19 protein-coding genes are annotated in these 21,611 nt (G+C 62.6%); 3 read left to right on the plus strand and 16 right to left on the minus strand.

The window, feature by feature from the left end:
* Nucleotide 1: 1 nt before the first annotated feature.
* Together NKI54_RS01610 and NKI54_RS01615 are read right to left on the minus strand one after the other, a co-directional pair.
* The gene (locus NKI54_RS01610; protein ID WP_352633669.1) at nucleotides 2–1,249 is read right to left on the minus strand and encodes an SGNH/GDSL hydrolase family protein; all 1,248 of its coding nucleotides are present in this window, start codon (nucleotides 1,247–1,249) and stop codon (nucleotides 2–4) included.
* Between the two features lie 26 nt (nucleotides 1,250–1,275).
* Nucleotides 1,276–2,502 carry a lytic murein transglycosylase gene (locus NKI54_RS01615; RefSeq protein ID WP_352588121.1) on the minus strand — a complete coding sequence of 409 codons (1,227 nt, stop codon included), beginning with the start codon at nucleotides 2,500–2,502 and terminating at the stop codon, nucleotides 1,276–1,278.
* Between the two features lie 207 nt (nucleotides 2,503–2,709).
* On the opposite strand from NKI54_RS01615, the gene galU reads away from it, so the two are divergent.
* On the plus strand, nucleotides 2,710–3,615 hold the full coding sequence (gene galU, locus NKI54_RS01620) for a UTP--glucose-1-phosphate uridylyltransferase GalU (RefSeq protein ID WP_352690490.1): 906 nt from the start codon (nucleotides 2,710–2,712) through the stop codon (nucleotides 3,613–3,615).
* A gap of 132 nt (nucleotides 3,616–3,747) precedes the next feature.
* Here the strand turns inward: galU and NKI54_RS01625 are convergent, their stop codons facing one another.
* A complete protein-coding gene (locus NKI54_RS01625) occupies nucleotides 3,748–5,487 on the minus strand; it encodes an outer membrane beta-barrel protein (protein ID WP_502898194.1) in 1,740 nt (579 codons plus the stop codon).
* A 177-nt stretch (nucleotides 5,488–5,664) separates the two neighbouring features.
* Here NKI54_RS01625 and NKI54_RS01630 point away from each other — a divergent pair, with 177 nt between their 5' ends.
* Nucleotides 5,665–6,666 carry a KpsF/GutQ family sugar-phosphate isomerase gene (locus tag NKI54_RS01630; RefSeq protein WP_023675389.1) on the plus strand — a complete coding sequence of 334 codons (1,002 nt, stop codon included), beginning with the start codon at nucleotides 5,665–5,667 and terminating at the stop codon, nucleotides 6,664–6,666.
* A 7-nt stretch (nucleotides 6,667–6,673) separates the two neighbouring features.
* Here NKI54_RS01630 and NKI54_RS01635 read toward each other — a convergent pair whose 3' ends face one another.
* The 7 genes from NKI54_RS01635 to NKI54_RS01665 all read right to left on the minus strand — a co-directional run bounded on the left by NKI54_RS01635 (nucleotide 6,674) and on the right by NKI54_RS01665 (nucleotide 14,583).
* Nucleotides 6,674–7,138, minus strand: a complete 465-nt coding sequence (locus NKI54_RS01635) for an NfeD family protein (protein WP_023675390.1) — start codon at nucleotides 7,136–7,138, stop codon at nucleotides 6,674–6,676.
* Between the two features lie 10 nt (nucleotides 7,139–7,148).
* The gene (locus NKI54_RS01640; RefSeq protein WP_023675391.1) at nucleotides 7,149–8,099 is read right to left on the minus strand and encodes an SPFH domain-containing protein; all 951 of its coding nucleotides are present in this window, start codon (nucleotides 8,097–8,099) and stop codon (nucleotides 7,149–7,151) included.
* Between the two features lie 131 nt (nucleotides 8,100–8,230).
* Nucleotides 8,231–9,295, minus strand: a complete 1,065-nt coding sequence (hemH, locus tag NKI54_RS01645) for a ferrochelatase (protein ID WP_352633666.1) — start codon at nucleotides 9,293–9,295, stop codon at nucleotides 8,231–8,233.
* A gap of 150 nt (nucleotides 9,296–9,445) precedes the next feature.
* Complete coding sequence (locus tag NKI54_RS01650) at nucleotides 9,446–11,473, minus strand: 5'-nucleotidase C-terminal domain-containing protein (protein ID WP_352633664.1); 2,028 nt, start codon at nucleotides 11,471–11,473, stop codon at nucleotides 9,446–9,448.
* Nucleotides 11,474–11,663: 190 nt separating this feature from the next.
* Complete coding sequence (omp10, locus tag NKI54_RS01655; protein ID WP_023720183.1) at nucleotides 11,664–12,038, minus strand: outer membrane lipoprotein Omp10; 375 nt, start codon at nucleotides 12,036–12,038, stop codon at nucleotides 11,664–11,666.
* A gap of 187 nt (nucleotides 12,039–12,225) precedes the next feature.
* Nucleotides 12,226–13,671 carry a homospermidine synthase gene (locus NKI54_RS01660; protein WP_352568136.1) on the minus strand — a complete coding sequence of 482 codons (1,446 nt, stop codon included), beginning with the start codon at nucleotides 13,669–13,671 and terminating at the stop codon, nucleotides 12,226–12,228.
* 447 nt (nucleotides 13,672–14,118) lie between these two features.
* On the minus strand, nucleotides 14,119–14,583 hold the full coding sequence (locus NKI54_RS01665) for a substrate-binding domain-containing protein (RefSeq protein WP_352690493.1): 465 nt from the start codon (nucleotides 14,581–14,583) through the stop codon (nucleotides 14,119–14,121).
* Between the two features lie 143 nt (nucleotides 14,584–14,726).
* Between NKI54_RS01665 and NKI54_RS01670 the strand changes: the two genes are divergently transcribed.
* Complete coding sequence (locus tag NKI54_RS01670; RefSeq protein ID WP_352568134.1) at nucleotides 14,727–15,170, plus strand: DUF6640 family protein; 444 nt, start codon at nucleotides 14,727–14,729, stop codon at nucleotides 15,168–15,170.
* Between the two features lie 98 nt (nucleotides 15,171–15,268).
* Here the strand turns inward: NKI54_RS01670 and NKI54_RS01675 are convergent, their stop codons facing one another.
* The 6 genes from NKI54_RS01675 to NKI54_RS01700 form a co-directional block, all read right to left on the minus strand.
* A complete protein-coding gene (locus tag NKI54_RS01675) occupies nucleotides 15,269–16,207 on the minus strand; it encodes a heme-dependent oxidative N-demethylase family protein (protein ID WP_352633661.1) in 939 nt (312 codons plus the stop codon).
* Entirely contained in the window at nucleotides 16,204–16,491 is a 288-nt protein-coding gene (locus NKI54_RS01680) for a YciI family protein (RefSeq protein ID WP_023675400.1), read from the minus strand. The genes NKI54_RS01675 and NKI54_RS01680 overlap by 4 nt, the downstream gene beginning before the upstream one ends.
* Nucleotides 16,492–16,508: 17 nt before the next feature.
* The gene (locus NKI54_RS01685; protein WP_352633659.1) at nucleotides 16,509–17,171 is read right to left on the minus strand and encodes an aminotransferase class IV family protein; all 663 of its coding nucleotides are present in this window, start codon (nucleotides 17,169–17,171) and stop codon (nucleotides 16,509–16,511) included.
* A complete protein-coding gene (locus NKI54_RS01690; protein WP_352633657.1) occupies nucleotides 17,120–18,271 on the minus strand; it encodes an aminodeoxychorismate synthase component I in 1,152 nt (383 codons plus the stop codon). Before NKI54_RS01690 ends, NKI54_RS01685 begins: the two co-directional genes overlap by 52 nt.
* Nucleotides 18,272–18,428: 157 nt before the next feature.
* Nucleotides 18,429–19,238, minus strand: coding sequence for a helix-hairpin-helix domain-containing protein (locus NKI54_RS01695; RefSeq protein ID WP_023675403.1), 810 nt, complete (start codon nucleotides 19,236–19,238; stop codon nucleotides 18,429–18,431).
* Between the two features lie 391 nt (nucleotides 19,239–19,629).
* Nucleotides 19,630–21,465, minus strand: a complete 1,836-nt coding sequence (locus tag NKI54_RS01700; RefSeq protein WP_352633655.1) for a M3 family oligoendopeptidase — start codon at nucleotides 21,463–21,465, stop codon at nucleotides 19,630–19,632.
* Nucleotides 21,466–21,611: the final 146 nt, after the last annotated feature.

A 21,611-nucleotide genomic window follows, 5' to 3' on the forward strand; every position in this document is an offset into this window, starting at 1 on the left:
TTTACTGGCGGATCGCCGTCGTCGTATCGGATGCGGCCGCCGTCGCAGGCTGTGTCTTGGGTGGCCACGAGAAATCGTCGGCACGGCCCGGTGAGGCGTCGGGCGCCTTGCCCTCGATGACAAGCCTTTCGCCCGGCAAATGCTTGTCCGCTTTTGCCGGCGGGGCGGCGCCGAGAAGTTCCGAGCCGCCGTCCAGCGCCGGATCGCTGAGCAGCATCGGCACGGTGCGATCGACAGCTATCGGTGCGGCAGCAGGTGACGGCGCCTCGACGGGAGCGCCGGCCGGGGCAGACGCTGTCACCACGCTTCCCGGCGCGGCCAGCCCAAGGATCTTCATCAGCGGCTTTTCGGTATAGAAGGCGAGCTTGCGCTTGCCGGCCTTCGACATGTTGATGCCGTCGTCGGAGCGCAGGCGCACCGATTGGCCGTTGATGTCCGGTCCGCTGGTGATGAAGGCGCCGTTCTCGTCGACGAACCCGTCCCAGACGTCGACGAATTCGCCGCCGTGGCTTTCGGCGGACGAGCGGAAGATGTCGTTGAAGGCCAGCATGTCGGAGGTCATTTTCGAGACCCGGAAGGCCGGCATGCCAACCCACAGATACGGCACCTTGGTTGCTGCGATGGCCTTGCCGAACGCTTCGGTCCGGCGCTCGTATTCCTTGGTCCAGTTTTCGGATCGCGGCTGCTCGCGCACATCGCCGACGCGCATCTGCTGCCGGTCGTTGGATCCGAGCATGACGACGACGGCTGCCGGTTTTTCGGCAGCGATCAGCGACTTGACCTGGTCTGGCCAGTTGTAGACATCGTCACGCACGAAGCCGGACGATCCGTTGGCACGGACGACGATCCTGACGCCGGTGTTCTCGGCAAAGGCGGCGTCGAGCCCCTCAGCCAGCCCAGACGCCATGAAATCGCCGACCACCAGAACGACGCGTGCATCCGGCGCCTTCTCGGCCACCGGGGTTGTCGGCTCGGCCGGCGGCGGCCGGCGAACTGACCGGGGCTTTCTCAGCTTGGGCCTGGGCTTTGTTCTCTGGAATTCTCTCTGGAATTCGGGCGGCGGCTGCTCAAACCGCTCGCTTCTGCGCGGAAACAACAGGTCGCGCAGCGACCAGCCACGACTTTCCGGCTCCTGCGCCATGGCCGAGGTATGAAAGGCACTGGCGGCGCCGACTGCCAGAACGGCGATCGCCAGAACCAGGATCGGCACGCGACGAACGATTAACCGGATGCGCGCAGCCGAAACCAATCACCCTCTCCATCCCGCAACCGGCTCTAGTTCTGCCTGAGCCATTTGAGCACTTCCTTGCTCGGATACCCGTCCTGGGTCAAGCCGGCCTTTGCCTGGAAGGCCATGATGGCGGTTTTCGATCCGTCACCGATCTTGCCGTCGAACTTGCCGTCGTAATAGCCGTGCTCGGAAAGTCGCTTCTGAAGCTCCTGCCTTTCCTCGAAGGAGAGCTTGGTAAACGGTCGCTTCCAGTCCTGCACAAGCCCGCCATAGCCGGCAATTTCGTCGGCAAGAAGGCCCACGGCGAGCGCATATTTGTCGGCATTGTTGTAACGCTTGATGACCGAGAAATTCTTGATCATCAGGAAAGCCGGCCCGCCGCGGCCGCCGGGCAGCTTCAACGTCGCCTTGTCCGCACCGTTCTTGAACGGCTTGCCGTTGGCACGGCTGACCCCCAGCGCCTGCCATTGCGACAGCGACTTCGAGCCTCCGGGCAGCTTCTTGCCGTCCGGAAGGCTGACCTCATAACCCCAGGTCTTGCCTGCTTGCCAGCCGTTCTTCCTCAGCAAATTGGCGGCTGTCGCCAGTGCGTCGGGAATCGAATTCCAGATGTCGCGCTTGCCGTTGCCGTCCATATCGACCGCATAGGACTGGTAGCTGGTGGGGATGAACTGGGTATGGCCCATCGCGCCGGCCCATGAGCCGCTGAGATGGCTTTCGTCGATGTCGCCGGTCTGCAGGATCTTCAGCGCCGCGATCAGCTGGGTGCGGGCAAATTTCGCTCGCTTCGGGTCGGCATAACCAAGCGTCGCCAGCGAGCGCACCACATTGCGCATGATATCATCGCGCTTGAGGGTTTCGCCGTAGTTCGATTCCATAGACCAGATGGCCAGCAGGATGTAGCGGTCGACGCCGTATCTTGCCTCGATCCTGTCCAGCCAAGGCTTCCATTTCCTTGCCATCTGCTGGCCGACGGCGACCGACTGGTCATGGACGCGGTTGTCGAAATAATCCCAAGCGGGTGCGGTGAATTCGGGTTGAGTACGGGCCTTTTCCAGCACCACCGGGTCAGCATCGTTGATGCCCTTGAATGCCTGGTCGTAGACGGAGCCGGAAACGCCGCTCGCCACGGCGGTAGCACGGAAGCTGGCGACCCATTGGCGGAAGCCGGCATCGGCAAAAGCCGGCCCGCTGGGCATGAGCAAGGCAAACGAGAGGCTGGCGGCCGTCAGGACGCTGGTGAAGCGCCTTGCGGCGTTGCGAACGGACATCTTTTCCTCCTTCTTCATCTCAGGAAGACTATTCATCGCCGAACCCGGTTAGCATTTGGTTTACCATAGGTGTCGTCCGGGGTGAAAAGATGCGTCAATGCTTTACCAGCTGAGATTTCTGACCCGCCGTTCAGTAATCCTCGATTTCGGCATGAAAATGTCTCGAATCGGGATTGCCGAACAGTCATGCAAATGGATAATTGGCACATGAAGAGAGTTCGCAAGGCAGTGTTCCCGGTTGCCGGTCTCGGCACGCGCTTTCTCCCCGCCACCAAGGCCATTCCCAAGGAAATGCTGACGGTCGTCGACAGGCCGGTCATCCAGTATGTGGTCGATGAGGCGCGCGAAGCCGGGATCGAGCATTTCATCTTTGTGACCGGCCGCAACAAGGCGGTCATCGAGGATCACTTCGATGTCCAGTTCGAGCTCTACGACACGCTTGTGCAGCGCGGCAAGGACGACCAGCTCGCCCGCCTGCAGCGGCTGCAGCCGGCGCCGGGGCAGACCAGCTTCACCCGCCAGCAGGTACCGCTCGGCCTTGGTCACGCCGTCTGGTGCGCGCGCGAGCTCGTCGGCGACGAGCCCTTTGCGCTGCTGTTGCCCGACATGATCATGCAGTCGGAAAAAAGCTGCATGAAGGACATGGTCGAGCTTTACGCCGAGACCGGCAACAACATCGTCGCCGTGCAGGAATGCGATCCGGCCGAGGCGCACAAATACGGCATTGTCGGCCGCGGCGAGGACGCGCATCACGGTTTCCGCATCACCGGCATGGTGGAAAAGCCGAAGACCGGCACGGCGCCGTCGAACCTCTACATCAACGGGCGCTATATCCTGCAGCCGGAGATATTCAAGATACTCGAAGGTCAGGAAAAAGGCGCCGGCAACGAGATCCAGCTCACCGATGCAATGCTGAAGCTGCAGAAGCAACAGTCCTTCTACGGCTACCACTACCGCGGGCGGACGTTCGACTGCGGCTCGCCCGAAGGCTTCGTCGAGGCCAACGTTGCCTTCGCACTGTGGCGCAGAGACATGAATGCCAGCATGGCCGGTGTCATTCGCACGCTTCTCGACGAACTCGCGCCGTCAGAACGCCGCGGCGTAGCCTTGTAGTTTCAACACCGGTTGCCGCGCTGATCGGCTAAAGCGCGCCGCGTTCGACCGGCCTCATGCGACGCGCTTTAGGTTCTTGTTTTACGCAAGTCGTTATCGCAAAACCGCTGCACACTTTTGCGCGACATGCATTTAGCGCTGCAACTTCAAGCCGACGAAGATACTGTTGGCCGTGTAGTCGCGCCCAACCAGGTTGCTGGTCAGTTTTTCAGTCCTGGCGCGGGTGGTGAGCCCGGTGTAGCGGTTCAGCCACCACGTCAGCCCAGCCTCGGCGCTCAGCGTCAAATCATGATCGTCGGAGCCGGTATAGTCGCGCCATTCAAGGCCGAGAGCGGCATTTCCGGTCAGGTTGGCGCGGATCTGCCGCTCGCCGGTGAGGCTGCCGGAATAGAGCATGTCGCCGCTTTCGCCCGCATTCGTCGTGTTCTCGGCGGTCGTCTGTGCGGTGAGCCCGATCGTGGTGCCGCGTTCCGGCGACCATTTGAGATCGGCATTGACCGTCGCGCCCGAAATAGCCGGCAGGGCATCGTCGTCGATAGCTTCGCGCAGCCAGCCGACCGAGAACTCGCCGCTAAGCTTCTCGCGGAGATCGAGCTCGACGCCGGCCCGTGCGCCAAGCCTGGTCGAGGAGCGCTGGAAGCCGTTTGGATCGACGCGCAAATCATAAGCGCGCCGGCCGATCTCGATTTCGGTGAACGGGGTGATGGCAGGCGAGATCTCGTAACCGGTACGCAAAATGGCCGTGTAGAGCGTCGAGTCGCGGCCCTTCTGCGACAGCGATCCGCCCGACGAAAGCTTGGCGTCGCCAAAGATGTCGTGCTCGACCGCGCCAGTCAGCGCGAAGCGCATTTTGCCGGCATCCTTCTCGACGGCGAGACTGCCGTTCACGGTCTGGCGCACCGGCTGGCCAACGGCGCCGACGACCGCGTCCGGCGCCGAGGCCGATTCGGGCAAGGCCTCATAGCCCAGCTTGGCGATGGCGCGCAGATCATTGTCGAGATCGATGTTGAGTGTGCCGTCGACGCGGCCTTGCGCCTCGTGAATGTCATAGCCGGACAAGGTTTCGCGGAAGATGCCATAGCCCTCAACCGTCGCCGAATTCTCCCGCCAGTCGGAGACGGCGTTGAAGCGCAGCGTCGTTTCCGACAGCAAGGCCGGCTTGCCGAGGCTGCTCGAATCGGCGTTTGTCGAAGACGTCAGGCCTTGCTCGAGCGTCGGCCGGATCACGAAGGAGCCGAGCTTGATGCCGGTGGCGGCGAACGGGTCGTCCTCGTTCTTGTTGTCCTGGCCTTCGATGGCTTCGGTGCGCTCGGCGCCAGGGTCGAGCTTGAGCCTCTCGGCGGAATCGATGGTGACGGCACGGCGGTTGACCGTATCCTGCTCGTCTATGGCGGCGGTATCGGTGTCGTCGGTCGCCGCCGCGGCTGCAGTCGCGGTTCTCTTGCGCTTCTGGCTGTCAGCGGTCTCGTCTTCGGCGTTGGCCGCATTGGCGGCGCGTTGCGTCGCGCTTGGCCGCCGTCGGGGGGGCGGAGCAGGGTTGTCGGGAAATGGATCGCCGCTGGCCGCTGGTTGATCGAAAGTGCCGCCGGTTGTGGCCGCCTCGCCCGTGCCGTCGTCAGGCAACGCCCCTTGGCTGGCCGGGCGATAGGTAGGCAGCGGCGTATTGTCGTTGGCGGTTGCAGCAGCCTGCGCGGCTTGGATTCCGGCTATGCTCGATTGCCTGATCTTGTACTGCTGGTCGTCCAGGATTGTCGATTCCGAAACCTCGCCGCGCAGCTCGGTTTCCTGGGCGCAAAGCAGTGCCGGCCGCGACAACGCAAAGACACTGGTTGCCAGCAGCAAAGCGCAGACCGCCTTGCCCTTTCGTCCCATTTTGTTTTGAGGCTGAAACCCGGACATCGGCACCACTGCTTGCGCGGCGCACGGGCGCCATACTTACGAAACCGTAAATGGGGATGGTTAACGGAGCGTTGAGGCATGGCCCGTCAGGAGGTTCGGGACGGCAATTCCGTTGGACAGGCGCGCGCCGAAGCGCTAATCGCATCGTCCATGGACGTGAAATCCCCAGACAGGAAGCGGCATGACGGGCAGGCCGCGATTGCCTCGGCGCTGAGAACCGTGGCGACGGAGCAGGCCGGCGTCGCGGCACTGGCAGACGCTCTCGAAAACGGGCTGGCCGAGCCGTTCGCACGAGCCGTCGGCATGGTGTCGCAGATCGATGGCCGCGTCATCGTCACCGGGGTCGGCAAAAGCGGCCATATCGGCTCGAAGATCGCCGCAACGCTCGCCTCGACCGGCACGCCGGCCTTCTTCGTCCACCCTGCCGAAGCCAATCACGGCGACCTTGGCATGATCGCCAGAAACGACGCCATAATCGCGCTTTCGTGGTCGGGCGAAAGCCTTGAGCTCAAGGGCATCATCGCCTATTCGAGGCGCTTCTCGATCCCGCTGGTCGCGGTCACCGCGGGTGAAAAATCGGCTCTGGCGCGCGCGGCCGACGTTGTGCTTCTGCTGCCGCGAGCACCGGAAGCCTGCCCGCACGGGCTTGCGCCGACGACCTCGACACTATTGCAAATGGTGATGGGCGATGCGCTGGCCATCGCGCTCCTCGAGGCACGCGGCTTCACCCCGGACCATTTCCGCACGTTCCATCCCGGCGGCCAGCTCGGAGCCAACCTGACGCAGATCCGCGAGATCATGCATGTCGGCGACAGGCTGCCGCTGGTGTCGTCAGGTACCGGCATGCGCGAGGCAATCCTCGAATTGTCGCGCAAGGGGTTTGGCTGCGTGGCCGTGACTGCCGCGGACGGCAAGCTGATCGGCATCATCACCGATGGCGACATCAGGCGCCATATCGGCAGCGATCTCCTGGCAATGAGCGTCGATCAGGTGATGACCAGAGAGCCGAAAATGGCCGCGCCCGACACGCTTGTTGCGACGGCGCTGCAGACGATCAACGACTCGGCTATCACCAGCCTGATGGTGGTCGAAGGCAGGCGGCCGATCGGGCTCGTCCATCTGCACGACCTGCTGCGCATCGGTGCTGCCTAGCGGGCTTCTAGACCGCCTCGACCGTCAGTTCCAGGTCGGTATCAGCGGCGCCCGTCACGCGCACTTGCGTGCCGGCCGGCAGGTCAGGGCCGGAGACGCGCCACAACGTGTCGCCCAGCTTTACGCGGCCGCGCCCGTCCTTGATCGGCTCGGCAAGGGTCGCCGTCCGGCCGACCATCTGTGCGCCGCGACGGTTGAGCAGGGGCTGGTCGGTTTCATCATGGCGCCCGCCCACCAGCCGCTTGCCGACATAGGCCGAGACCAGCGACAGCGCGAGGAAGGCGAGGACCTGGACTTGCCAGGTCCAGAAACCGGCATCCCAGATGAGCAGTGAGACGACGCCGATCAACAGCGCGGCAATGCCGATCCATAGCATGAAAATGCCCGGCGCGATGACCTCCATTACCAGCAGGACGAAGCCGAGGACCATCCAGCTCCACGGGCCGAGTTCGGAAACAATGCGGTCGAGCATGGCTGTGGCCTCAGGTTTCGCTCGGACGAACGACCGGCGGGCGGGCGGCCCGTCGTGCGGCACCGGCGGTGCCTTCGCTTCGGAAAACTTCCTTGGCGATTTCGCCAATACCGCCGAGCGTGCCGATCAGCGATGAGGCCTCCATCGGCATCAGCACGAGCTTGCTATTTGTCGCTGAGCCGATCTTGGTCAGCGCTTCGGTGTATTTCAGCGCGACGAAGTAGTTGAGCGCCTGCACGTCGCCTTTGGAAATCGCCTCCGACACCACCTGCGTGGCGCGTGCTTCAGCCTCGGCCGAGCGCTCGCGCGCCTCGGCATCGCGGAAGGCGGCTTCCTTGCGGCCTTCGGCCTCCAGGATCTGCGATTGCTTGAGGCCTTCGGCGGCGAGGATCTGCGCGCGCTTATTGCGCTCGGCCATCATCTGTCGGCCCATCGATTCGACGAGATTGGCCGGCGGGTTGATGTCCTTGATCTCGACACGAGTGATCTTGATGCCCCAGGGATGCGCCGCCTCGTCAACGACGCGCAGCAGGCGCTCGTTGATGGCGTCGCGGTTCGACAAAAGTTCGTCGAGGTCCATCGAGCCCATCACGGTGCGGATGTTGGTCATCGTGAGATTGAGAATCGCATTCTGCAGGCCGGAGACCTGGTAGGCGGCCTGCGCCGCGTTGAGCACCTGATAGAAGGCGATGCCATCGACGGCAACGGTGGCATTGTCGCGGGTGATGATCTCCTGCGTCGGAACGTCGAGCACCTGCTCCATCATGTTCATCTTGGCGCCGACACGGTCGACGAAAGGCACGATCAGGTTGAGGCCTGGGTTCAATGTCTTGGTGTAACGGCCAAAACGTTCGACGGTATAATTATAGCCTTGCGGAATTGTTCGGATGCCCTTGATAAGCACCAGCACGACAAGGGCGACAAGAACAAGAAGCGCGATATCAAAACCACTGAAACCCATTTGGCTCTCCCCTCAAAGGCCGGCCATGTTGGATATTCCACGCGACCGATTCCCATCAAACACTTAAGTGTGTTTCAGCAATGTTACAATCAGGTGATCACGGATTGCGGGTGCATAGACGGGTGATCTGTTCAGGCCCAGCCGGACAGCTCGCGCCGCACCATCGCCTCGATCACCGCCATGCCCTCGGCACTGTCGTTGAGGCAAGGGATGTGTGCGAACTTTTCGCCGCCGGCATGATGGAAGGTCTCGGACGCTTCCCTGCCGATCTCGTCCAGCGTCTCGATGCAGTCGACGGAAAATCCTGGATTGACGATGGCGACCGATTTCACGCCTTCGCGCCCTAGTCTTTCGACCGTCTTGTCGGTGTAGGGCTGCAGCCACTCCTGCGCGCCGAAGCGCGACTGGAAGGTGGTAATCAGCTTGTTTTCATCCCAGCCGAGCTTTTCGCGCAGCAGTCGGGTCGTCTCGAGGCAATGGGCCTGGTAGGGGTCGCCCTTGTCGGAATAGGGTTTCGGAATGCCGTGATAGGAAGCGATGACAATTTCCGGTTCGAAGTCGAGGCTCGCCAGATGCTTTTCGATCGAACGGGCGAGCGCCTCGATATAGGCCGGCTCGTTGTAATAGGGTGGCACGCTGCGAATGGCCGGGGCGCGGCGCATCTTCATCAGCGCGCGAAACAGCTGGTCGTTGGCAGTCGCAGTCGTCGTCGCCGAATATTGCGGATAGAGCGGGAAAGACAGGATGCGGTCGCAGCCTTGCTCGACCAGTCTCTCGGCCACGCTCTCGGTCGAAGGGTTGCCGTAGCGCATCGCCCAGTCGACGACGACATTGGGTAGCTCGCCGAGCGCGAGCGCGAGCTTCTCGGCCTGGGCGCGGGTGTAGGTTCGCAGCGGCGACTCGTTGCGCTCCCGGTTCCATATCCTGGCATAGTTGGCCCCTGATTTCTTCGGCCGGGTGGTGAGGACCACGCCGTAGAGGATCGGATACCAGATCGCCTTGTTGAGCTCGATGACGCGCGGATCGGACAGGAACTCCCGGAGGTAGCGCCACATCGGCTTGAAGCCGGTGCCGTCCGGGGTGCCGAGATTGATCAGCATGACACCGACCTTGCCGGTCCTGACCAGAGGGCGCCCTGCCGACGGCGAGGCGGCAGTCTTCTCGCCTTTGATTTCAGCAGGGTTGGCAAGCGTCATGAGGTTCTCCAACACCGCGAACCAACGGTGCCGCGGCGAAAGTAGCGATGCCGCGCCGGTTTTCAAATGCTGCGTCTGGCCGCACCTTATCCCAGAAATGCAAGACCCGCCCGGTCTGCCGGGCGGGTGCATTGCGTTCCTGCGGCCGGATTACTTCGAGGCCGCCGGGATCGTCAAGGTTGCGCCGACCGGAAGGCGGCGTGGCTCGTAGGCTTTGTTGGCATCGGAGATTATTTTCCATTTGGTGCCGTCGCCATAAGCCTTCACCGCGAGATCCCAATAGGTATCGCCGGCGACGATTACATGGCTGCTTTCGGCCGGTGCCGGCTCAGCCGGAGCAGGGGTCGCCGGAGCCGGTGTGGCCGGAGCCGCAGGTGCCGCCGGCTGGGCCGGCTCGGCGGGTGCGGGTGCCGGCGCTGTTTCAGCCGGGACGGCCGGCGGGGTCTTGGAAATGTCGCCGGAGCCGGCCGGCATTTCGGGCATTGCCGGCTCAACGGGCTTTGCCGGCGCAGCCTCAGCAGGTTTTGGCGGTTCGGCAGGGTTGGCAGGTTCTGCGGCCGGGGCCACGGTCGCGGCGATCTCGGTGATGCGGCCGTCGAGCTTCGGCGTATAGGGCCGGTGCGCGCCTAGGTAGTCGGCGACGACCTGTTCCAGCCCCGGGCCGTAATCATAGGCGTTCTTGGCCTTCTCGGCGAACACCTTGTAGCCGTCGCCGCCCTGGCGGACATAGTTGTTGGTGGCGACCAGGTAATCCTTGTCCGGCTTAATCGGCGTCCAGGCGCCGCCTTCCATGACCTCGACCGATTTGACTCGCCCGTTAGGCGGCGCCGATTTGTCGAACGCATATTTCAGGCCGGCAACCTGCGGGAAGCGCCCGGCGCCGTCCTCGATCTGGCTGAGGCCGCTTTCGAGGCCGGCAACCAAATCCTTGCCGGAGATCTGGAAGGTCGCCAGCGTATTCTGAAACGGCAGGACGGTGAGAACCTCGCCCATGGTGACGGTGCCCTGGTCGATGGAGGCGCGCAAGCCGCCGCCATTCGAGATGACGATCTCGACACCTTGGCCCTTGACCCGGTCGAGGACGGCGTCGGAGACCAGATTGCCCATCTCGCATTCGCGGGCGCGGCAGTTTTCACGACTGCCGTCGATCGCCTTGGTGGTCTCGGCGACTTCCTTGTTCTTCAAGGCCTCGATCGGCGCGCCGAGTTCCTTGATGCGGGCAAGCACGGCGGGGTCGGGCGTGATCGATTTGTCGAGATGGATGGGATCGCCGCTTGCCTCCTTGACGACGCCGTTGTCGTCGAACACGACCTTGAACTCGCCGAGATATTTCGAATAGGACGCCGCCTGCACGACCGGCACTTTGTAACCGTCCGGATTGTCGACCATCGTCGGATATGGGCCTTCCGCCTTGGGGTCGGTGTTGGACAGCAGCGAATGGCTGTGGCCGCCGACCACCACGTCGATGCCCGGGATCTTGGCGATCACGTCGCGCTCGCGCTTGTAGCCGATATGGGTGACCGCGATGATCTTGTTGACGCCCTCTCGCTTCAGTTTCTCGACCTCAGCGGTGATCGACTTGACGTCGTCTTCGATGGCAATGTTCGGGCCAGGGGTGGCAAGCTCCGGCGTGTCGTTGGTGACCGCGCCGACGATCCCGATCTTCTGGCCGCCGACCTCGACCACGATCGACGGCTTGACGCGGTCGCCGAGCTTGGATTGCGCATTGGCCTTCACATTGGCGCCGAGCACCGGAAACTGGATCATGTCGAGAAACGGCGCCAGCGCCGACTCGCCATCGTCGAACTCATGGTTGCCCAGAGCCTCGGCATCGAATTTCATCTGGTTGAGGAATTCGCCTTCGGTCTTGCCTTTGTAGGTCGTGTAGAAGAGCGAGCCCTGGAAATTGTCGCCGGCGCTGAGCAGCAGCACGTTCTGGCCTTCCAGCTTCTTGCGCTCCTGCGCGATAGCGGTGACTAGGCGGCCGGCGCCGCCGACGCATTCGCCCTTGGTCTCCTCCTCGGCCGAGCAGGTCGATTCGTACTTGTTGTTGCTCTCGATGCGGCTATGCCAGTCGTTGATGTGCAGGATGTTGAGCGTGTAGTCGGCAAAGGATACCCCTGCCGACAGGCCAAGCGCCGATGCCGACAGCGCGGCGATGGCAGCAATCTTCTTCATTCTCGTCTCCCGGATAACCTGACCAGAGGCGTTTAACGCTCTTGTTTGACTGGGATGTAACAGCCCTCTTGGGCTATGTTCACATCGTGTTTCAGTCGATGCAAGCGGAAATCGGCATCAGCTTTGCCGGCGCAAGAAGACGGCGGCTTGAAGCCGCCGCCCTTGTGCAAAGTAAATTCGGAATCGGATTTCAGGTGCGCCTGGTCAGCACAAAATTCTGCCCGCTCGCGCTGGTGCAATTGAGCTGGCTGGTGGAGACCATCAGGCAGTTGAAGCTGATCGGCGTCTGGCGGATCAGCGAAGTGCCATGAATCTCGACCGAGGTGCCGCCGGTCATGGTGTAGCTGCCATCGGCAAGCTTCTGGCCGGTGTCGGTTGCGACGGTCGCGAAGCTGCCGCCCTTGAAGGTGGACAAGCCCGTGCCCTGCGCGTCGATCCAGGAGCCTTCAACCCCCTTGGCCGTGATCACCGGCGGCTCGCCTGGGCCGGTTGTCGTGCAGGCCGCCAACGCGACCGTAGCGGCCGCGGCAATGCCAGCCGAAAGCAGTCTTTGCGCAATCGTCATCTTCAAGATCCTCTCCTCTCGCATCGGCCCGAAAATCGATCCGATTTTCGGAAAGCACGATGCGCACATTCAAAGTGCTAGAGCGTACTTTGTGCGTCCAAATGGACGCACGTCGCTCTAGGCCGCCCCTCTTCAATCGCCCGATTTCCGGGCGATTGCAAGCTGGCGGAGTGTCCAGGCAACGCTGCTATCGAACGAGGATGTTGCGGAATTGCCACGGGTCTTTGGTGTCGAGATCCTCGGGAAACAGACCAGGCCGATTGTCGAGCGGTGTCCAGTCGGTATAATAGCTCCTGACCGGCCCGAGATATGGGTTCTGCACGTCGAGGCAGCGCTTGTAATCCATCTCGTCGGCTTCGACGATGCCGGCCTCGGGATTTTCCAGCGCCCAGACCATGCCGGCCAGCACCGCCGACGTGACCTGCATGCCCGTAGCATTCTGATAGGGCGCCAGCTTGCGCGCCTCGGCCAGCGACAGCTGCGAGCCGTACCAGTAGGCGTTCTTGGCGTGGCCGTAGAGCAGCACGCCGAGTTCGTCGACGCCATCGACCAGTTCATTTTCGTCGAGCACGTGATGCACGGGCTGAGCCTTGCCGGCGACACCGAACATCTCGTGCAGCGACAGCACTGCGTCGTTGCAGGGATGATAGGCGTAATGGCAGGTCGGCCGGTATTGCACCTTGCCCTTCTTGCCGCGCAAGGTGAAAAAATCGGCGATCGAGATCGCTTCGTTGTGTGTCACCAGGAAACCGTATTGCGGGCCGGGCGTCGGACACCATGTGCGCACGCGTGTATTGGCGCCGGGCTGCTCCAGATAGATCGCGGCCTTCGAACCGTTCTTGTGGCTTTTGGCGTTCTTCGGCATCCACGCCTCATGCGTGCCCCAGCCGAGCTCGGCCGGCTGCAGCCCTTCCGAAATGAAGCCTTCGACCGACCAGGTGTTCCAGAACACGTTCATCGGCTTGGGCTTCTTGGTGCGCTGGGTGTCGCGCTCGGCGATATGGATGCCCTTGACGCCGGCCTTCTTCATCAGCCTGGCCCAGCCTTCGCGATCGTGCTGCGCGGGTTCCGAGAAGTCGAAGCCAAGATCTGTGGCGAGATTGACCAGTGCCTGCTTGACGAACCACGAGACCATGCCCGGATTGGCGCCGCAGCACGAGATCGCCGTGGTGCCGCCCGGGCTCTTCGCGATTTCAGTACGTACGGTCTCGCGCAGCGCATAGTTGGTGCGTGAGGCGTTGTCGGCCTTTTCGTCGAAATAAAAGCCGAGCCAGGGCTCGACCACCGTGTCGATATAGAGGACACCAAGCTTGCGGCAGAGCTTCATCAACTCGAGCGAGGAAGTGTCGACCGACAGGTTGACGCAAAAGCCCTGGCCGCCGCCATTGGTCAAAAGCGGTGTCAGCAGCTTCTTGTAGTTCTTTTTGGTCACTGCATCCTGCATGAAAGTGATGCCGCGCTCGTCAAGCAATTTGCGGTCGGCGTCGCGCGGGTCGATGACCGTCATGCGCGACTTGTCGAATTTGAAATGGCGCTCGATCAGCGGCAGCGTTCCCCGTCCGATCGAGCCGAAGCCGATCATCACGACAGGGCCGGTGATCTCACCGTAAACGGGCCAGTTTTCATTCGCCATTTATCGATTACTCCCTCAAAAAACGCTTCGGAACAGCGGCTTGGCCGCGGCGCGACAAACCATAGATCATTGTCACAATAAAGCGAAAAGCGGACGGCCGGCGTTACACCGCGCCATCCCGGCTACGGCTCGACCAGTCTTGCGAATTCAGGCTTGAAGAGGTCACGTGCCTCGGAGACCGCCAGGTCCAGCAGATCGTCGGCGCAGGCCTCGGCTCCGCCTCAGCTGCTATCGACAGTACCAGGATCGCGGCCATGAACGTGACCGGCCTGCCAAGATGCTGGATCATTGTTCCCCCAAGCCACAAGTTACAGTTGTCTTCCGCCGACAGTCACGGTCGGCTGTCAGGCCCTTATAGTCAAGTTGTGCCCCGTTCAGTGCCAGACGCTGCTCAGCGAAAAGACGCTGCCAGCGCCGCCCCAGATGCGGATGGCGCATCCGCGCGTTTCAGCGGATTTTTGCCCTCGGCGCGGCTGTGGAGGCTCGAACCACCAGTTCTACCGGCAGAACGACCTGGCGGGGGGCTTCATTGTCAATAACCATTCGGGCGGCAAGCCTGCCTTTTCCGATCACGTCTTGCGCCACAGTGGTCATCGGAGGCGTGGTGCGTGCGGATTCAGCAGTCCCATCGAAGCCAACGACCGATACGTGGCCCGGCACGCCGATGCCGCGGCGAACCGCCTCGTCCAGTATTGTGATCGCCTGCCAATCCGACATGGTCAGGATCGCGGTTGCTTCAGGCGCCCTGTCGAACACCACTGCTCCGGCAGATGGCTCGCCTGGGATCGTCTCGAGGATCGGGACATCGTCGATCGACAAATTCGCCTCCGCCAAACCCTGTTTGAAACCGTCGAGCCTTTCATCGTCGAGCGGGAAGCCGGCCAGAAGCGGGCGCATTGCCTGTCCGGGCATGTGGACAATCGGTGGGCCGGGAGTCCGTCGCACCGAAAGGATGGCAGGGGATCGTCCATAATTATGCGCGGCTGGCCGATGGGCAGCTCTTCTGTGCCCAGGGTGCCATTCAAGTCGTTCCGGCGTGAGGGGAGGAAAATGCGATGGAACTCGCTTATGACAGTCATCTGCTTGCTCGAATTCTGCTAAGCGTCGCGACTGTGGGTTACGGTGTAGCGACGATCAAAGCCGACTTGAACGCCACACATGCAACCAATCCGTTGTGGACCCCACACGCCCGGTTTCATGTCGTCTGGCAGGTGCTGAGCTACACCGGAGTGGCGCTGATTGCGCTCGGACTTATCTGGATCAAGGGACAACTCGAAGCCGAGCGGCTCTATCTCGCCGGGGGATTGGCCGCGGCTATGTATGGAGCATTCTTCGCGGCCATGCTCTCGCGGCCGATCTATGGCGGCGTGCTGTATGACGAGAACGGCTATCTGCCGTTCCGGCCGCCGTTTGGACCGGCGGGCTGGCGGTGGGACGTCAACGTCACCGTCTTTACCGCGATGTCCGCGATCCTGCTGCTGGGCCTGGCTGCGATTTAGGGCAATTCCAGGAAAGGTGTGAAACGGTTTTCCGTCCGGGATTGCGCAGAAACAAAGAGATAGAGCGGTTCGGCGTTTCCGTGAGACGATGAACTGCTCTAGGACAGCGCCAGCGCCCTGAGCCACGCGACCAGCCGGTCACGGTCGGCGGTCATCCCCTTGTAGTCGAGTTGTGCCTCGTCCAGCGCCAGAAGTTGTTCGGCCAAGGACGCCGCGAGCGCCGCGCGGTCGGGGTGGCGTTCCAGCACGGCGAGCGGGTCGAGATGGATGCGGATGGTGAAGAGTACGTCGCCCGAAACGGGGAGCTTTCTCAGCGTCTGCCGCTCGACCCGGATAAAGACATGGGCGTCGATGTCGCCGTCCGGGAATCTCGACGGGCGACTGCTGGCGCGGTCGATACGTTCGAGGTTGGAGAGCGGATGGTAGAGCGCGTCGCCCGCCTGGATCGACCAGTTGTAGCGCTCGACGGCTTGGCCCTGGAGGCCGTCGAACATGCGGTTGATGAGATCGGCCGGGCGTGTGCCCGGGCCGAAACCCGGTACCGGCGCGTGGATCTGCTGCAGCGGCTTGCCGAATTTTTCGATCAGCGACCATGACGAGGGGAAGCAGAGCGAGCCGGCCGCCAGACGCCAGCCGCTGTCGTCGCGGCGCATCAGGATCAAATCCTCCTGCACAAGCAGCGAGGCCGCGACAAGCGGCGCATCGCTGAAAGAAGCTGCGGTGCCCGAGCCTTCGAGATCGTCGGTGCCGCCGATCACCTCGATCGCATTGTCGGTACGCCTGTGGGTCTCAGGAAAGTTCGCCGCCAGATGCGCACCGAGCAGATCGAGCACTTCGCGCTGAGCGTCGCGCGTTGTTTGCTCCTCGACAAAAACCTTGCCGGGAATTTCCGCATAGAGCCGGCGTTTTTCGGCAAGATAGGGCAGCAGATATTCGTCGACCTCGATCCAGCTATCGAGATTGAGCGGCTTCAGCCCGATGGTGAACAGTTTCGACGAGCCGTCATAGGGTGTGTGGGTCGGTGTGCGGAAACTCATGCTTCTTTGTAGGCTTCCAGTGCGGCAGCGGCCATTCTCGCCGTGAATTCGGTGATTTCGTAATCGGCGGCACCTGCCTTGGCGAAGGGATCGTCCGCCAGTCTGGCATCGAGCTCCTCGCGTGGACCGCGCGCGATGATGATGCCGCCGGTCCTTGGCCGCTTTGGCCCGGAGGCGACAAAGATACCTTGCGCATAGCAGGCCTTCAGCCACTCGACATGCGCTTGCTGCAGGCGGTCGATCTCGGTCAGCGGCACCTTGTAGTTCAGCGAAACCACGAACATTGTTGTCTCCAGATGCCTCAGCCCAGCCGCGCCGGGATCAATCCGCGCAGCGAGTTGCCGACGAACAGCGCCTTGGCCGATTTCAGTTCGTTCCACGTGTAGACCGCTTCACCGGCGCGGCCTTGATCCAGCAGTTCGCCGCGCAGGACGCCAGGCAGCAGGCCGCAATCGAGCCGCGGCGTGGCCAGCACGCCGTCGCCGAAATCGGCAAAGACATTGGTGATCGTGCCCTCGCAGATTTCGCCGCGCTCATTGGCGAGCAGCACCTCGTCGGCGCGCCCGGCGAGATATTCGGCGCGGGCGCGCGTATAGGTTTGTCGGCGGCTGGTCTTGTGGCGCAGCAGCATATCGCTCGAATCAAGCCGCACGCGCGCCAGCTGCAGGGTCCAGACCTTGTCTGCGGCGAGCGGCTCGTAGGGCTGCACCGACACCGCCACTTCGCCCTTGCGCGACAGGCCGAGGCGAGTGCGCAATGCGATGTGCTGGCGGCCGATCGCATTCATCAGCGCTTCGCCGATCCTTTGCGGGTCGCAGGCGAAGCTGAGTTCGCTTGCCGAACCGTAAAGCCGCGCGAGATGGCGGTCGAAACGGAGGAAACCCGAGCCGGGTTCCCAGCGCATAGTTTCGATCAGTTCGAAATCGGCAGTGTTCCCGTCGCGAAACGGGCTTTCAGCAGACACTCCTGGTACTCCTCTTCGGCTGTCGAATCGAAGACGACGCCGCCGCCGACATTGTAGACCGCCTCGCCATTGGCAAAGAGCGAGATGGTGCGTATCGCCACCGAAAAGCGCATCCGGCCGCCGGGCGCGATCCAGCCTATGGCACCGCAGTAGACATTGCGCGGGCCACTTTCCAGCGCGCGCAGAATTTCCATAGCGCGGATCTTCGGTGCGCCGGTAATCGAGCCGCAGGGGAACAGCGCGGCGAAAATCTGGCGGATGGCGAGGCCGGGCAAGAGTTTCGCCCGCACACGGCTCACCATCTGGTGGACGGTCGGGTAGCTCTCGATGCGGAAAAGCTCCGGCACATCGAGCGTGCCAACCTCGCTGATCAGTGAAATGTCGTTGCGCAGGAGATCGACAATCATCCGGTTCTCGGCCTGGTTCTTCTCGTCGTTGCGCAAGAACGCTTTCAGGCGATCGTCCTCGGCTTTTGTTGCGCCGCGCGGCGCGGTGCCCTTCATCGGATGCGTCTCGATCATGCCTTCCGCGTCCACCTCGAAGAACAGTTCGGGCGAACGCGACAAGACGATCGGATCGCCGAGCGCGACCAGCGCCCCATACTTCACCGGCTGGCGTTCGGTCAGCGCGTCGAAGGCGACCAGCGGATCGCCCGACCATTGTGCGTGGACCGGAAAGGTCAGATTGCCCTGGTAGCAGTCGCCCTTGCGGATATGGTCATGCAGCCTGGCAAAGCGTTTGGCGTAGTCGTCCGAAGACCAGGCTGCCTTGGCGTCGAAGATTGGGCCGTTGCTAGCCGGCAGATCGCCTGGCGCGATCGTCTCCTCGACTGGCGCGTCGAACACGCCGAGGCAGAAAAGCGGGGCGCGGCGGCCGGCCGGCAGCAGCGGAACGAGCTTGGGTTCGAGCAGGTAACCGGCCTCGTAGGAGAAATAACCGGCCAGCCATTTGCCGCCGTCATGTGCTACCTGCGCGGCTTCCAGCGCAGGCAAAAAGTCCGCCTCGCCATGCGCTGCGATTATCTCGGCCGGCCGGTCGAAAACGAGCTGCCGCGCGGTCTCGTCGTTCCTGAAAATTGCAAAGGGCAGGGGCAGGGACATAAGGCTCGAATGCTGCGGTCACCAGCGATCGATCTATATGGGGGCTCGACCGTGTGCAATCGAGGGAGCGGCGTCTCAAGACGCAAAGGCGCGGCGGCAAAAACAAATGCGGCGCCAGTGGGCGCCGCCTTGTTCCAAAATGCCACCTTGCGATGGATCAGGTGTTGCTGGCTTCCCCCGCGGTCGGGAAGCGGCGCGCAAATTCCTTCTCGTCACCGGCGGCAAGCAGTTTCGCCTGCTCGATCCAGCGTTCACGTTCGATACGGCCGTCGAAATTCAACGTCGCCTCGATCCGCTTGACATCGTCGGGTGTCCAGGCGGCGATCTGGGCATAGGTCGTGACCCCAAGCCCTTTGAGCAGCCGCTCGTTGGTCGGGCCGATGCCGATCAGGCGACGCAGATCGTTGGCTTTGCCTGCCGCGGTGGCTGTTGCCTTGCCGGTCGCGGCTTTCTTTGCAGATGGCGCTGCCTTGCTTGCCGCCGGCGCAGCCTTGCTTGCCGCTGGCGCGGTCGTCGGCGCGGCGCTCGCTTTCGATGCAGGCGGTTTCGGTGTTGCCGTTTTCGCGGCACTTGCGCGTGGCGCGGTCGCGGCCTTCGCCGTTGCAGATTTCTTCGGCGCCGGTTTGGCCGGTGCGGATGTCGACATCAGCGTTGACGGCGCCTGCATCGCGGCTTTGGTCGCGCCGGTCTTGGCGGCTGGCGCCTTGGCTGTTGCCGCCTTCGCGGTTGGCGCCTGGGTGGTTTTCGCCTCGCCCAGCCGGCGTTCGAGATCGGCGCGGGCGCGGCCGCATGCATCCAACTCACCGGTCAGACGGTCGCTATCGGCCCGCAATCTGTCGCGTTCGCTGCGCGTGCGGTCTAGATCGCCGCGCAAACTGTCGAGTTCGCCACGCAGGCGTCCCCAAATGAACCAGCCAACCAACACACCTACCAGGAACGCCAGGAGCATGTAGAAAAAAGTGCCCATTGTCTTTCTCTCTCCAGTCCGATCCGTCCGCCCTGGCCTGTGGAGCCATGACCTCGGCGAAGGACCATTCGATGGTGGTTCCGCAATTTGCAGAACAGCCGGCTTCGATCGAGCTGTCGGCGACCGGTTTGCCCCTGGCCAACAACCGTTGTCGCATCCGCCGACACGCCATGACCGGTCGGGATTTTCCGACCGGATCCATTCGTGCCCGGCTGAGCTTGAGGGCGGACGCTATCATACAGCTTACGGGAATCTAACGGAAAACTTCCATGGAAAGTTATTTAAGAACAAATATCCAAGACAAGAATAGAACCATCGCCAATATGCATTGCAGCTAAACTGTTCTGGAAAACCCGGTCATCCGGTGTTGCGCATCACCCAGTGTTGCGCATCAATTGTCCAGTGCTTCCAGCTCGTCGATCAGTCCGCTGATCACGCCAAGCCCGATCTGCCAGAAGGCAGGGTCGGCCGCGTCGAGGCCGAACGGCGCTAGAAGCTCGGAATGATGCTTGGTGCCGCCGGCGCGCAGCATGGCAAAATATTTCTCCTGAAAGCCGCGCTCGGCGTTCTGGTAGACCGCGTAGAGCGAGTTCACCAGGCAATCGCCGAATGCATAGGCATAGACGTAGAAAGGCGAGTGGATGAAGTGCGGGATATAGGTCCAGAAAATCTCGTACCCTTCGCGCAGCTTGATCGCCGGCCCGAGGCTTTCCGCCTGCACTTCCAACCAGAACTGGCCGAGCTTGTCGGAGGTCAGTTCGCCGCTCCTGCGCTCGGCATGCACTTTGCGCTCGAACTCGTAGAAGGCGATCTGGCGCACGACCGTGTTGATCATGTCCTCGACCTTCTGGGCGAGCATGGCCTTGCGTTCGCGCTTGTCGGTGGTCTGCTCGAGCAGCGAGCGGAAGGTCAGCATTTCGCCGAACACCGATGCGGTTTCGGCCAGCGTCAGCGGCGTCGACGCCATCAAGGCGCCCTGGCCGCCGGCCAGCACCTGGTGCACGCCGTGGCCGAGCTCGTGCGCCAGCGTCATCACGTCGCGCGGCTTGCCCATGTAGTTGAGCAGCACATAGGGGTGCGCCGAAGGCACGGTCGGATGCGCGAAGGCGCCAGGCGACTTGCCGGGTCTCACCGGTGCATCGATCCAGTTGCGGTCGAAGAAAGATCTGGCGATCTCCGCCATGTCGGGCGAAAAGCGCTGGTAGGCGGAAAGCACGGTGTTCTTGGCCTCGTCCCAGCCGATGACCGCCTGCGGGGTCTCCGGCAGGGGCGCATTGCGGTCCCAGTGGTTCATCACCTCCATGCCGAGCCAGCGCGCCTTCATCGCATAATAGCGATGCGACAGGCGCGGATAGGCGTCGCGAACCGCGGCGGCGAGTGCATCCACTACGCTGCGTTCGACGCGGTTGGCGAGATGGCGGGAATCGGCAATGTCCTCGAAGCCGCGCCAGCGGTCAGAAATCTCCTTGTCCTTGGCCAGCGTGTTGGTGACCAGCGTAAAGACGCGCAAATTCTTGCGGAATGTCGTGGCCAGCGCCTCGGACGCCCGGCGGCGCACCTCGCCGTCTGCGTCCTGCAGGCGATTGAGCGCCGGCTCCAGCGTCAGCTCCTCGCCGTCGACGTCGAAGCGCAAATCGGTCATCGTCTCGTCGAACAGGCGGTTCCAGGCCCCGCGCCCGGTGATCGACTTTTCGTGGAAGAGTTGCTCGATACGGTCTTCGAGCTGATAGGGCTTGTCCTTGCGCAGATCGAGCACCCAGGGCCGGTAGTGGGCGAAGGCGAGATCGGCGGCGAGTGCGTTTTCGATCGCGCCATCCTCGATGAGGTTCAGCTCGAGCGCGAAAAACAGCAGGTGCGCGCTGGCATCGGTCATCTTTTCCTGGATGTCGCCATAGAGCTTGGCGCGCTGTGGATCCGACGTGTTGCCGGCATAGACAAGCCCGGCATAGGAGACGATCCGGCCGATCAGCTCCTCCAGCGCTTCATAGGCCTGAAGCGCCTCGCCCAGCCTGCCGGCGCTGCCACGCCCGGCCTCGGCGGCGAGCGTGCCTTTCCAACGGCTCTCGAAGGCGATGGCATCGGCGGCGGCCTTGGCGATGTCGCGCTTCAACTCGGGCGCTTCCATGCCCGAATAGAGATCGGCCAGATTCCATTCCGGCAGGTCGCCAAGCTCCGCCACGCCCTGACCGGGCGCCGCCGCCAGCTTTCGAGCAAAAACCATGCGCATTGCCGATCCTTCCAGACACAAAAATTCGAGGAAACGAGAAGCCGGTCAAATCCTAAGGAATTCATTCACCGGGTTTTTTGAAAGCTTATTTAGAACCCTGTGCCAAGATGATCCATAGGGCGCATTCTCGGGCGGGCACGGTCGGA

Origin of the sequence: Mesorhizobium sp. M0663, assembly GCF_040320585.1 — a bacterium.
Classification (GTDB): Bacteria; Pseudomonadota; Alphaproteobacteria; order Rhizobiales; family Rhizobiaceae; genus Mesorhizobium.

Bases quoted from the DNA above. Each gene is read 5' to 3' on its own strand.
- NKI54_RS01700 (WP_352633655.1), bottom strand. From the start codon at position 21,465: ATGCGCATGGTTTTTGCTCGAAAGCTGGCGGCGGCGCCCGGTCAGGGC.
- NKI54_RS01640 (WP_023675391.1), bottom strand. From the start codon at position 8,099: ATGGGTTTCAGTGGTTTTGATATCGCGCTTCTTGTTCTTGTCGCCCTT.
- NKI54_RS01650 (WP_352633664.1), bottom strand. From the start codon at position 11,473: ATGAAGAAGATTGCTGCCATCGCCGCGCTGTCGGCATCGGCGCTTGGC.
- NKI54_RS01630 (WP_023675389.1), top strand. From the start codon at position 5,665: ATGGACGTGAAATCCCCAGACAGGAAGCGGCATGACGGGCAGGCCGCG.
- omp10 (WP_023720183.1), bottom strand. From the start codon at position 12,038: ATGACGATTGCGCAAAGACTGCTTTCGGCTGGCATTGCCGCGGCCGCT.
- NKI54_RS01690 (WP_352633657.1), bottom strand. From the start codon at position 18,271: ATGTCCCTGCCCCTGCCCTTTGCAATTTTCAGGAACGACGAGACCGCG.
- NKI54_RS01635 (WP_023675390.1), bottom strand. From the start codon at position 7,138: ATGCTCGACCGCATTGTTTCCGAACTCGGCCCGTGGAGCTGGATGGTC.
- NKI54_RS01625 (WP_502898194.1), bottom strand. From the start codon at position 5,487: ATGGGACGAAAGGGCAAGGCGGTCTGCGCTTTGCTGCTGGCAACCAGT.
- NKI54_RS01670 (WP_352568134.1), top strand. From the start codon at position 14,727: ATGGAACTCGCTTATGACAGTCATCTGCTTGCTCGAATTCTGCTAAGC.
- hemH (WP_352633666.1), bottom strand. From the start codon at position 9,295: ATGACGCTTGCCAACCCTGCTGAAATCAAAGGCGAGAAGACTGCCGCC.
- NKI54_RS01660 (WP_352568136.1), bottom strand. From the start codon at position 13,671: ATGGCGAATGAAAACTGGCCCGTTTACGGTGAGATCACCGGCCCTGTC.
- NKI54_RS01675 (WP_352633661.1), bottom strand. From the start codon at position 16,207: ATGAGTTTCCGCACACCGACCCACACACCCTATGACGGCTCGTCGAAA.
- NKI54_RS01695 (WP_023675403.1), bottom strand. From the start codon at position 19,238: ATGGGCACTTTTTTCTACATGCTCCTGGCGTTCCTGGTAGGTGTGTTG.
- NKI54_RS01680 (WP_023675400.1), bottom strand. From the start codon at position 16,491: ATGTTCGTGGTTTCGCTGAACTACAAGGTGCCGCTGACCGAGATCGAC.
- NKI54_RS01665 (WP_352690493.1), bottom strand. From the start codon at position 14,583: ATGCCCGGACAGGCAATGCGCCCGCTTCTGGCCGGCTTCCCGCTCGAC.
- NKI54_RS01615 (WP_352588121.1), bottom strand. From the start codon at position 2,502: ATGTCCGTTCGCAACGCCGCAAGGCGCTTCACCAGCGTCCTGACGGCC.
- galU (WP_352690490.1), top strand. From the start codon at position 2,710: ATGAAGAGAGTTCGCAAGGCAGTGTTCCCGGTTGCCGGTCTCGGCACG.